Origin of the sequence: Tunturiibacter gelidiferens (assembly GCF_014201335.1) — a bacterium.
Classification (GTDB): Bacteria; Acidobacteriota; Terriglobia; order Terriglobales; family Acidobacteriaceae; genus Edaphobacter; species Edaphobacter lichenicola_E.
In genome coordinates this window covers 189,592-201,498 of record NZ_JACHEB010000008.1, presented here as the reverse complement: position 1 = coordinate 201,498, position 11,907 = coordinate 189,592, and the positions used below count along the sequence as shown (strand labels likewise).

General features: G+C 50.6%; 11 protein-coding genes. 4 read left to right on the top strand and 7 right to left on the bottom strand.

Annotated elements, in window-relative coordinates; translation table 11 throughout:
* Positions 1–107 precede the first annotated feature (107 nt).
* The 7 genes from HDF14_RS17040 to HDF14_RS17010 form a co-directional block, all read right to left on the bottom strand.
* Complete coding sequence (locus HDF14_RS17040; RefSeq protein ID WP_183978951.1) at positions 108–1,262, bottom strand: DegT/DnrJ/EryC1/StrS family aminotransferase; 1,155 nt, start codon at positions 1,260–1,262, stop codon at positions 108–110.
* Positions 1,259–2,248, bottom strand: a complete 990-nt coding sequence (locus tag HDF14_RS17035; RefSeq protein ID WP_221304746.1) for an NAD-dependent epimerase/dehydratase family protein — start codon at positions 2,246–2,248, stop codon at positions 1,259–1,261. Before HDF14_RS17035 ends, HDF14_RS17040 begins: the two co-directional genes overlap by 4 nt.
* A 92-nt stretch (positions 2,249–2,340) precedes the next feature.
* Positions 2,341–2,709 (bottom strand): acyltransferase, encoded by a 369-nt coding sequence (locus HDF14_RS27620; RefSeq protein WP_260698360.1) that lies wholly within the window; start codon positions 2,707–2,709, stop codon positions 2,341–2,343.
* 313 nt (positions 2,710–3,022) lie between these two features.
* A complete protein-coding gene (locus HDF14_RS17025) occupies positions 3,023–4,129 on the bottom strand; it encodes a DegT/DnrJ/EryC1/StrS family aminotransferase (RefSeq protein ID WP_183978947.1) in 1,107 nt (368 codons plus the stop codon).
* Entirely contained in the window at positions 4,126–4,692 is a 567-nt protein-coding gene (locus HDF14_RS17020; protein WP_183978945.1) for an acyltransferase, read from the bottom strand. Before HDF14_RS17020 ends, HDF14_RS17025 begins: the two co-directional genes overlap by 4 nt.
* Complete coding sequence (locus HDF14_RS27235) at positions 4,692–5,735, bottom strand: Gfo/Idh/MocA family protein (RefSeq protein ID WP_313899611.1); 1,044 nt, start codon at positions 5,733–5,735, stop codon at positions 4,692–4,694. Before HDF14_RS27235 ends, HDF14_RS17020 begins: the two co-directional genes overlap by 1 nt.
* Positions 5,736–5,951: 216 nt before the next feature.
* Entirely contained in the window at positions 5,952–6,971 is a 1,020-nt protein-coding gene (locus HDF14_RS17010; protein WP_260698357.1) for a sigma-54 interaction domain-containing protein, read from the bottom strand.
* A 483-nt stretch (positions 6,972–7,454) separates the two neighbouring features.
* Between HDF14_RS17010 and HDF14_RS17005 the strand changes: the two genes are divergently transcribed.
* Genes HDF14_RS17005 through HDF14_RS16990 form a run of 4 tightly spaced genes read left to right on the top strand, consistent with a single transcriptional unit; the run spans position 7,455 to position 11,813 of the window.
* A complete protein-coding gene (locus tag HDF14_RS17005; protein ID WP_183978941.1) occupies positions 7,455–8,171 on the top strand; it encodes a polysaccharide biosynthesis/export family protein in 717 nt (238 codons plus the stop codon).
* On the top strand, positions 8,168–9,484 hold the full coding sequence (locus tag HDF14_RS17000) for a hypothetical protein (protein WP_183978939.1): 1,317 nt from the start codon (positions 8,168–8,170) through the stop codon (positions 9,482–9,484). Before HDF14_RS17005 ends, HDF14_RS17000 begins: the two co-directional genes overlap by 4 nt.
* Before the next feature lie 29 nt (positions 9,485–9,513).
* Entirely contained in the window at positions 9,514–11,052 is a 1,539-nt protein-coding gene (locus tag HDF14_RS16995) for a GumC family protein (protein ID WP_183978937.1), read from the top strand.
* Complete coding sequence (locus HDF14_RS16990; protein WP_183978935.1) at positions 11,004–11,813, top strand: CpsD/CapB family tyrosine-protein kinase; 810 nt, start codon at positions 11,004–11,006, stop codon at positions 11,811–11,813. Before HDF14_RS16995 ends, HDF14_RS16990 begins: the two co-directional genes overlap by 49 nt.
* Positions 11,814–11,907: the final 94 nt, after the last annotated feature.

The window sequence follows — 11,907 nt, the reverse complement described above, 5'->3', positions numbered from 1 at the left end:
ACGAGTTCAGTTGCTTAGCGGCAATAATCCGCCGACAGAGGGTGCCTGTGAAAGTTGAGGGCGCCCCGCCCATTGAGGCATCCTCTGTTCAGTTGAACTTTCAACGCCTAGCAGGTTCGGAGCGCCTCGATAATGTAATCCTGCTCAGACTCGGTCATTTGATGGAAGAGGGGAAGGATGAGTGCTGTGTCGCAGGCGAGGTTTGTCTGAAGTAAGCGGCTCTCCCAGTGCGCTGAGCGATAGGGGGGCTCGCGATGTGTCGCCATGATAGCCCGCCTGGTGGAGATCTTCTTTTCCAGTAGATTCTGCATAATTGCGTCACGCTTGGTAGCAGAGTCTCCCGTCAGACGCACCATGTAGGATTGGTAGTTAGGGCGGCAATTCGTTGGAACGACGGGTGTTTGAACCCACGGGAGGTTCTGCAAAGCTTTAGTGTAACGCGCAGCAAAGTAGCGCCTGCGCTCCAGGAAACTGGCCAGACGACCGAGTTGTGTTATGCCAATAGCCGCTTGCATGTCTGTCATGCGGAAGTTGTAGCCTACCTCGTCATATGTCTCAGAACTGACTTGCGTCGCATTGTGGCGGACGACATCGGATAGGCTCATGGCATGCTGTCTGAGACGGCGAAGTCGCTCAGCGAGCTTTGCATTACTAGTGGTAATCATGCCCCCTTCGCCCGTGGTCAAGATTTTTCTGGGGTGAAAGCTAAAACAGGCCATTGTGCCCAAAGGTTTGCCGATTAGTTTTCCGTCGTACTCGGAGCCGATTGCGCAGGCGGCGTCTTCGATCACAACCAGTCCGTGCTTGTTCGCGACAGCCAGAATCTCATTCATCTCTGCCGGAAGTCCAATCTGGTGGACAACCAGAATGGCTTTGGTACGTGGCGAGATGACTTCTTCAAGCCGGGCGGGGTCGATGTTATAAGTCGAGAGATCGATATCGGCAAAAATGGGGGTCGCGCCGGTGTAGGTGATTGAGTTAGCAGTCGCGATAAAAGAAAGGCTGGGGCAAATGACCTCGTCCCCCGGACCAACGCCGATAGCCATAAATGCGAGGTGGAGTGCAGTCGTACAGGAAGAGACAGCTACCGAATAATCACAGCCGATATAACTCGAAAATTTCTCTTCAAATTCGGCGACACGGGGTCCCTGTGTCACCCACCCCGACCGAAGCACATCAATAACGGCTTTCTCTTCCTCTGAGCCAATATAGGGACGAGCGACCGGAATCATTGCGCTGACAGGAATTGAAAGAACACTCATCTTGTACCTCCAACTGCACTGGCCAATTCTGACCTAGTTTGCTCACGCCATTCGATCAACAATTTCAGACCAGCTTCGAGGTCAACGTTGGCTTTGAAGCCGAGCATTTTCTCAGCTTTCTCGGTGGTTGCACGTCGCGCCCGGACGTTATTTACTTTTCTGGCCTCGTGATATTCGGGCTTGAGGTTCGAGCCAGAAACCTTTAACAACATGTGGCAGAGCGTGTTCAATGTTGTTTCGACGCCCATGCCTACGTTGAAAACCTCGTCAGTTGCGTCAGCAACCAAACCTGCGACGTTGGCGCGAGCTACGTCTTCCACGTAAACGAAGTCCATCGACTGCAATCCGTCCCCGAAGATCTTTGGTGGCTGCCCAGCTTCTATAGCATCCATCCAACGGATTAGTACTTCGGTATAGACGCCATCAATATCCATGCGAGGTCCATAGATATTGAAATAGCGAAAAGCAACGTACGGCAGTTTGAACATTTCGTAATACGCGCGCAGCATTTGCTCGTTGGCGATCTTGCCGGCTCCATATAGAGTTCGGTTATTAAATGGGTGATTTTCGTCCATTGGGAGATACGAAGGATCACCGTAGACAGAGGCGGAGGATGCTGCGACGATCTTCTTGACTTTGTGGCGAACCGCGCTTTCAAGAACATTTGAGGTGCCGTCGATCAAAACCTGAATAGCTTCGCGGGGCGCTTCGGCGCAGCGAGTGATACGCAGTGCAGCCTGGTGAAAAACATAGTCGACGCCTTCTACCGCGTTATCCACCGCATCAGTGTCACGAATGTCACCTTCGATGACGACAACATCACCTTTTTTTTTAGCGCTTTCCAGATTCCTCATGTTACCGCGGACAAGATTGTCGAGGATGCGAACTTCCGCTGCACCAGCATCCAACAGCTGGTCTGCGGTCGTACTCCCGACAAATCCTGCACCGCCGGTGATTAGTATCTTTGTTCCTTGAATCGGATTCATTCAATCCTTTCTTGCGACTGTGCGGCTGAACGGCGGCGGCCTGATTTGTTGACCGTTTCGTACTAGTTTCTAATCCGATGCTTGCCGTGGGACTACGTTTTTCGATGCCGGATTACTCGCGCGGGCACTCCGGCCGCGACTGCATATTCCGGAACATCTAAGTTGACAACTGCCCCAGCGCCTACCATGGAGTGAGCTCCGACATGAACACCCGGGAGAATTGTTGCATTTGTACCAATGTCTGCTCCGTAGCCTATCACGACAGGCTTTATGCTCAGCTCAGTTGCGATGATTGGTACGTCGATTGGATGTCCCGTATGAGAGGAGCCGAGCACTTTTGCTCCAGGCCCCCACCCTACATAGTCTTCCAGAACCAGATTCCGGGCATCGAAATAAGACTGAGGGCCAATCCAGACATGGTTGCCGATGCGGCACGTTCCGTCAAAACGTCCTTGAATCATCGATTGGGCACCTATGAATACCGCGTCTCCCAGTTCCATGGTCTCTGGATGTTTCACGACAACTCCAGGGCCTATCTGGAGAGCATGTCCAGCTGTTCGGCACATTGCGCGAAATATCACTCGTCTTAGTTGGGACTCAAAAGGTCCTTCCTCGTCGCGATATCGAGAATACAGGGCAACTAGCTCGAGTGTAGTGTGTGTTTGCTTTAGATGCGCGGCAAAATCCCACTCCCATGCCGAATCAGGCACAACCTTCTTGCTCCCAAATACGGCGGGCACCGTCCTCACTGTCGAAACGCTTTCAGATGGATGGTCAACCGACATAGCAACTCTCTCGAAGTTCAGAGGCAACCCATTCCACCGCTTCGGAGTGGATGCCGGGGTATATCGGAAGCGAAAGAATACGGTCTTTCACCTTCTCCGTGACCGGAAAATCACCATTGTTGTAGCCAAGAAACCGGTAGGCTTCCTGGAGATGTAATGGCGTCGGGTAGTGCAATCCGGTTTCGATTCCGGCTGCTGTTAGCTGTTGACGGAGAGCGTCGCGGTTGTCGGACTGAATGACGTAAAGATGATAGACGTGCCGTCCGTAACCCAACTCGGTTGGAATCTCAATATCGGTATGGGCGAGCGCACTGTTGTATCTGACTGCCGCTTCACGCCGTTGGTCATTCCAACGATCAAGATACTTAAGCTTCACGGAAAGAATTCCGCCTTGAATTCCTTCCATTCGCATGTTGAGTCCCGGGAAAACATGTTCGTATCGCTTCGCCGAGCCATGATCTCTCCACAGGCGAATGCGTTGGGCGAGTTCAGCATCGTTGGTAGTTACGGCACCGCCTTCGCCACAGGCGCCAAGATTCTTACCTGGGTAGAAACTAAAACACCCTGCGATACCAAATGCTCCCGCTTTACGACCCTTATATTCCGCTCCGTGAGCTTGACACGCATCTTCAACTACCGGAATTCCATGGCGATTTGCAATCTCAAGTATGGGATCCATATCGGCAATCTGACCGTACAGATCTACTGGTATGATGGCACGCGTCTTAGGCGTGATGGCTGCCTCAAGGAGAGCCGGATCCATTGTGAAAGAGACCGGGTCGATATCAATAAATACGGGCTTGGCTCCAACGGCTGTGATGGCCTCGGCAGTCGCGATAAAGGTATGCGGGACGGTGACGACTTCATCTTCGGGTCCGATATTGAGTGCCGCGAGAGCCAAGTGAATTGCTGCGGTTCCGGTATTCAATGCAACGCAGTGCTCCGTCCCGCAATAAGTCGCGAACTCCTGCTCAAATCTCTGGACCTCTGGCCCTAACACGAAGGTTGAATTATCTAGAACGCGATCAAATACCTCGCGGAGATCGTCTTTGATGTCAGAATGCAACGACTTCAGGTCTACAAAAGGAACCTTCATTTCCCCTCCAGTTGCCTCAAAGTACGAGCGGGATTGCCTGCGACCACGGTGTTCGGGGGAACGTCGCGAGTAACGACACTACCGGCGCCAACTATGGCAAATTCCCCAATCGTAACCCCGCACAAAATTGTGCAGCTCGTGCCAATTGATGCGCCGCGTTTTACAATTGTTCTGCTAACTTGCCAGTCCGCTTCCGTTTGTAACTCGCCGCTCTCGCTGGTTGCGCGAGGATATTTGTCGTTTATGAATGACACATTGTGGCCGATGAAGACATCGTCCTCAATCTTGACCCCTTCACACACAAAAGTATGGCTCGAAACTTTTACGTTCCTGCCTATCTCAGCATTCTTCTGAATCTCAACGAACGTCCCAATTTTGCTGTTGTCACCGATTGAACAGCCATAAAGGTTTACGAACCCGAAGAGCCGTACACCTATTCCGAGTCTGACATCCGGTGCAATTCGGCCGAACTCGGGCAATCGCAACAATGGCGTTGTCTCCGTCACAATAGGGCCTTCGCCCTCTGGCCATGCACCTAAGTTGGATTGAGTTTCACCCATCATCAGGCGGCTCCACGATTCAGCGCATGCGCCGACGGCGCAAGATGGACGAGTTTCCCTCGTTGCTTCATGGAGAGAGAAGCACTTTCAAGAATTCGAACGACTCGCAGACCTGCCTGCCCCCCGGTGATCGGCTCTGCTCCGGTACGGATGCACTCAGCAAAGTGCTGTATTTCTACCTTCAGAGCTTCAGACACGTCCAATTGGGGAGCAAACATGTCACCGGACCTATAGCCCACTAAGGCCTTATAGAGCGAATCTGCCGATCCATTCACCGTGATGCCCTTATCATAGACCTTGACCTTTTCGCTCGGTTCCATATCGTCGTACACAATCATCTGCTTGCTGCCCCCAACCAATGTGCGGCGAACTTTTACCGGCGAAAGCCAGTTAACGTTGACGTGTGCAATGACGTTCTCATCAAAAAACATCGTAATATACGCAAGATTTTCGGTGCCACCAAATACGTGGTTGATCCCGGTCGCCGCAACCGCGGTGGGGGCCGATGGAAGAATGTAATCCATAATTGCCAGGTCGTGCACAGCGAGGTCCCAAATAACATCGACATCCCGTTGGAACAACCCCAGGTTAATTCGAGTTGAGTCGTAGTAGAGAATGTCACCCAATACTCCAGAGTCCGCGATGGTTTTTATCTTTCGAACCGCACCGGTGTAAACGAAAGTATGATCTACCAGTAGCGTGAGGTTGCGTCGGGTGGCTTCGTCTATGAGGTGTATAGCCTGCTCTGAAGTGGATGTCATCGGTTTCTCCACCATGACGTGCTTTCCACGTTGCAGTGCCTGTAATGCCAGATCATAGTGCGTGTGAACTGGTGTCGCGATCGCGATGGCATCAATCTTCGGATTATTAAGGAGATGACGGAAATCCGTGGACACTTCTACTGACGGGTAGCGGCTCTTCACCTGTTCAAGTCGGTCTTGGCGCATGTCACTGACCGCAACTACATTCGTCTCCGAAACCTCGAACAGATTGCGTACGAGATTCGGTCCCCAATATCCGTAACCAATAACTCCTACATTTATCACTATTCCTCCTATAACTGCGTAAACTGAGCAATGGGCGTCATACTGTTACAAAATTCTGCACACTCATATTGATCAATATCCCGCTATACTTTTCAACGCACTCAGAATTGATACCTCACGATCACTTGATCTCGCTTGGAGGCCGCCACAACCAGAAGCATGTAGGCTTCCAAATCCTCCCTGAAAGGGTTATCTGAAATCAGTAGCTCTCAGAACTTAGTGGCGATCGTGAAATGGAAGATTTGTCCAGTGGGAATTCGCCAAATGAGACGCAGGTAGACCGGCTTCCTTAATTTTGTACAACAAAGTGCGGTAACTAATGTCCAGCGAGCGGGCAGTTTTTCTACGGTTCCACTTATGTGCTTCGAGCACTCCCAATATGATTTTTTTCTCTAGATGTCGAACCGCCTGTTTGGTTTGGACACGCAGGGGAGTCGTAAGGTCGATAATGTCTGGCACCTCAGGGCGGAGCTCTCCGGGTTGCCTAACTAAAGACAAGATGTGTTCTTCCGTGCCGAGCACGACATATCGCTTTGCTATGTTCTCAAGTTCTCGGATGTTTCCCGGCCATTGGTATTCCTCAAGTAGTTTCATCAAAGAAGCACTCAACGGTGCTGGACTTCCGCCGAACTTTCCGGCGTATAACTGTATGAAATGGTTCATTAAAATGGGCACGTCAGAGGGACGCTCACGCAGGGAAGGCATCTGAATCCGAAGTACATTAATTCGATAGAACAAATCTTTGCGAAATGCGCCCTTAGCTACTTCGGCTTCAATATCTCGATTGGTAGCGCAGATTAAGCGAATATCGATAGCGCGTTCATTGACTGCACCTAACCTCGCCACTCGGAAATCTTGCAGTGCGTGCAGAAGCTTAGGTTGTAGGGCGAGGTCCAGTTCACCTATCTCATCGAGAAATAGTGTGCCTTTATCAGCCTGCTCACATTTGCCGGCTCTTGATTCCTTCGCTCCGGTAAAAGCTCCTGGTTCGTGCCCGAAGAATTCGCTCTCGAAGAGCTGTTGCGGAATGGCTGGACAGATTACTTTGAGGAAGTTATGCGCTCGCCGTGAACTCATGTCATGCAACAGCCTCGCAGCAAGCTCCTTGCCTGTACCGCTTTCACCCGTGATAAGAACGGGAACTTCGGTCATGGCTGCTTTCTGCAGTTGCACGCTAATTCGATGGATGGCCGGCGAGGCGCCTATAAGGACCTCAACCGGTCTATGCCCTTGCATCTCGAACATATGTCCTCGGCAGACATGACTGTGCATGCGAATGACCAAAGTGAGGCAACAAAGAGTATTCCATAGTCCATTTTTGCTAATTGGTGCCCTAGCCACTTCGCATCGGCCCTATGCGTGCTCGAACAAAAGAGAATTCTTGTGATAGTTTCGTCGTGCGTGAGTGAGAGACGGTGGAGGGCCTATCGGTTTGAGACGGATGCAATTTATTGGAATTGTTCACAACTTTTTTGCACACATTTAGTGCCCCATCCAATTGTTTCTTAGTTGAGGGTAGAACGTCCGCCGCACGTATCGGCAGCGGTGGACTATAGATGGCCTAGCCAGATCCTTTGAGTGGAGTTGGATGAAAGCAGCAAACACTAACTTCACAGTATCGCGGATTCTGCGATACAAGGAAATGCACACTGCGCAGGCGGTTGCAGATTTATCAACGGTGCTGGTGCGCTGATTTTGGGGGTTGCGGGTGGCTAATTGTTGAAAATTTCAACTTTGGCCACGTATTTGCTCTTTACAGGGCTACAAGGTAAATCACGGCAGATGCGTCCTTACAGCTTAATTCGGTTTTGTGCAATCCTGGCGGTCTTGGGTATCTCGGCGGCTATTGGTCGAGCGCAAAAGGTCGCCGCTTCTGATTCGAAGGCCATAACGCCGCAGGGCGAAGGATATCCGGGTGTAGTAACGGCCGCCGACTTGCGGGCTTCCGCGGAGTCGTCTCAATTCGCTCTTGGCGTGGCAGATGTAATTCGAGTGAATGTTTGGAAAAATACGGATCTTTCACAAACGGTAACAGTTGGACCGGATGGTTTCGTATCCTTGCCGTTGTTAGGAGACGTCCATGTCGCGGGCATGACTGCGAATCAGCTTTCCCAGAGTTTGTCGTCAAGGCTTAACGCTTACGTTGTGAGTGCAGAAGTAACAGTGAGCGTGGTTGAGATTCGCAGTAGGCATGTGTACGTGATGGGACAGGTTGCTAAGCCGGGGGAATACTCTTTGGTCGCGCCAATAACAGTTCTTCAATTGATTGCAGAGGCTGGGGGACTAAGCACGTTCGCAAAGCGCAAAGAAATATTTGTTCTCCGCGGGGCGAAAGGAAACGTTCAGAGGATTAAATTCAACTATGTCAATGCTTTACGCGGTGATGAACATCAGAATGTTGATCTTCAACCCGGCGACACGGTCGTTGTTCCATGAGACCCATTGTCTTACTAGTGACGCTGTTTACCGGACTCGGTGCCGGGCCCCTTGTTGCCCAAGGCGGAGAACAATCGAACGCAAGCACTCAATCTTCTCCCGAACCGCAGGTTGCTATCACTGCGGTTCCGTTTCAGGGTTCTAAAGATAGCGAAGAGCAACCGACCCAGTTTGCCGCTGCACTCAATGGTTCAGGATTGATTTCAATGGATAGCACTGTAAGGTCGCGTCTACTTCTTGGAACGACGCTCGCCGGTGGGTGGGACAGCAATCCAAATTCCTTGGCGAACGGTACGCCGTCTGGAGTTTATACGTTGAGCCCGTATTTTGGTATACAGGTAAACTCAGCGAAAACGCAGCTTATTCTCCAATATCAACCTACAATAACCGGCTACAGTTCCAACGTTTACAGTAATCAGACATTGCACGTTGGGTCAATCGAGATTCTAAGAAATATAAACGAACGATGGAAATGGGATCTCAGGGCTGCAGGAAGTTATGGACAAGATTCTACCCGTTTCCTTGCACCACAGCAGACAGTCGTCGTGGGTGGGGTCCCTGGGAGCGGTCCCAATACCGCTTCGTATATCCCGAATACGGGGACCGTAACATATTTCGACGCCGGATGGACTGCTGACTACACAGAGTCGGAACGCGATTCGGTTGAATTTTCCCTGGCAAATTCATTCAGCCAGTACTCGGGTCTAAACGAAAATAACAGCATCGCATCAGCCAGCCTTAGATACAATCGAGCCCTGTCATCCATACTTACCGGCTTCGTCTATGGGAGAGGTTTCTACTATTACGGAGCCATCAATTGTCCAAGCTTTGGTGGGGGGGTAGGTCTTCGGTGGCAAATTCGCGAGAAAACATCTATTTCTATAAGTGGTGGCCCACAAATCAGTTCTTCATCCTGTGGGAGCCAACAAGGATTTTCTTACGACGTGGCTTTTAGTACCAGGCTGTCTGAAAAATCTCAGATCTACCTATTGGGAGCCCGTCAGCCAACGACATCCTATCTGGGCCCAGGACTGTGGCAGGTCAGCGCATCCGGCGGATATCAGCGACAAGTCGTGGCCAGAGGGACCCTCAGTTTTGATGTTGGCTACGTTAGTAGCAACAGCCTGACTGTCACAGATTCTTACAACAACAAATATTTTGACTGCGTATATAGCTATAATTTGGACCATGGGCTCAGCATTTCTTCCAGCTATCGCGGTTATGTAGGAGCCACAGCACAGGCCGGCTTCCATCGCAACGTAGCTCTGTTTTCGCTAGCGTGGTCGCCTAGTGCAGGCAAAATTTTCCAGTAAACATATCTGCCGTTGCGTTATGGGGAGCCATGAATCAAGAACAGGTTGTTGAAGCAGTCAGTTCATCTGTCTCGGTTAAGCAATGTCTAGTTGCTGTGGGAAAACACGGCCACGCCGTATTTCTGAGCTCTCTTTTGATTGCTGTTTTCGGAATCATGGGAGTTTCTCTGTTGCCAAACGTCTATCGCGCCAAGACCACAATTCTGGTAGATCCACAGAAAATCCCCGAGCGTTATGTAACTTCGACGGTTACATCCGATCCTAATGCTCAAATGAACACCTTGACTCAGCAAGTACTAAGCGCATCCAGAATGCAAGAAATAATTGACAAAAACAATCTCTATCCGGAGCTTCGCAAGAAATGGTCAAGAGAAGAACTGACCGAGTATATGCGTCAGAAGACGACTATAGAGCTAAAACTGACTCCGTCAGACCAGGGGCTCAGCAGCTTCAGCATCTCATACGAAGATCAGGATCGATTCCTTGTCGCGAATATAGCAAATCAGCTTGCCTCAAGCTTTATTGACTGGAACCTCGGAGTACGAGAGCAGCAGGCTACCGGCACCTCTCAGTTTCTATCATCCGAGTTGCAGCAAGCGAGAAAAAGCCTTGAAGAGCAAGAGGGTCAGCTTGAGAACTTTAGGATGAGGCATTCAGGGGCCACTCCAGATCAAGTAAATGCTAATTTGCAGGCACTTTCACGATTACAAGCCGATGTCCTCACCAATGCGGACGCTATCAGCAGGTTAGACCAAGAGAGAATCTTGATAACGCAAGTGAGACCGACGGACATACGAGATGCATCTTCGCTTTCAGAGCGGGGTCGCCTTCTGCAAGAGAAGCGTCGTCTCGAAAGCGAGCTTTGGAATCTGAGGCGGCAGTTTACAGATACCTATCCCGACGTAATTGTTGCCACGGAACAGCTTAAAAATTTAAATGCACGTTTGGCGACCGTCCCTGAACCACCTGTAGACTCCGTCGAGTCATACGACTCGAACACTCAAGTCCGTCTGAATCTCATCGATAAAGAGTTACAACGACGCAAACAGCAGCAAGCTGCTCTAGAGCAGCAGATCCAATCGTATCAACAAAAAGTTGATTCCGTGCCGGTTCTTGAGACTCAGGTTACCGAACTCACTCGTAACTACGAAGTTTCGAAGCAGAACTACCAGTCACTTCTCGACAAGTCACTTTCCGCGGGAATGTCGGAGGAGCTTGAACGACAACAGCAAGGACAACGGTTCACGATTCTGGACACCGCAAAAACCCCTGAGAAACCCATCAAACCGAAGCGCATTAAGTTTATGTTGGGTGTTTTGGCAATAGCTGTTCTTTTGCCAACGGGAATAACGACAGGGCTCTATATTTTGAGTGGCGCGATCAAGTCGGAAGTTGAAGTGAGGGAAATGCTTCCGTTCGAGATCCCCGTGCTTGGCACGATTCCGCCGATCGTGAGCAAAACGGACCTTAGACGTGGTCGAATAATTGCAGCCCAGACGTTGATAGTATCGGCGATTGCATGCACAGTATTGGTAATGTTTTTGATGAAAGTAAGGCCTATCCTATGAGTGTCATTTTGGGGCTAGAATCATCAAACGTCGTTCGCTTGGTTGACAATGCTTCAGTGCGGGTGACGTCAAGCCGACAACCGGTGAGGGTTCGGCCGAGCGAAAAATCGCGCCTCGTGTTCTTGACGGACCCGACAGGACTTGCAGTGGAGCAGTATAAGATACTGCGTCGGCGACTCATCAACCTTCACCCAAACGGCGGTGCCGTGTTGATTACAAGCCCGAGTCCAGGCGAAGGCAAGACTCTAACCTCGATAAATCTCGCCTGGAGTCTGGCTGTAGCGGGGCATCGTACATGCTTGGTCGATTTGGATTTTAGGGCTCCAGGAGTTGCTCCCACCCTGGGCTGTCCGGTAGAAGAAGATGGGATTGAGGACGTATTAACTGGTAGACGGACGATTCCTCAGTCCATTCGCCAATTAGAGGATTGCCCGCTTTATGTATTGGGCGTCAGAAAACGTATGATCACGCCTGGAGACCTCTTGTCGTCTTCTTCTCTGACCCCGCTGCTAGCTGATCTTCGCACCATGTTTCAATGGATAATCCTTGACTTCGCACCGATTATTCCAATGGCAGACGTTCCGGAAGTGGTTGCGAATGTAGACGGGGCACTCATGGTGATACGATCCGGCAAAACGGACAAATCAATGATCACACCGGGTGTTGCGGCACTTGGATCCAAATTGTGGGGAGTGGTTTTGAATGATTCTCCCATCAGCGGGAGTTCTTACTACGGCAATTACGGCAATCACAGAGATTGAGATTGCTCGTTTAACCTGTACTTTGTCGTATTGGGATGGCAATCGGGGTGGCTGTCTCGTGATCTCGCATACTTCCGTTTGCATGTTTTGAAGC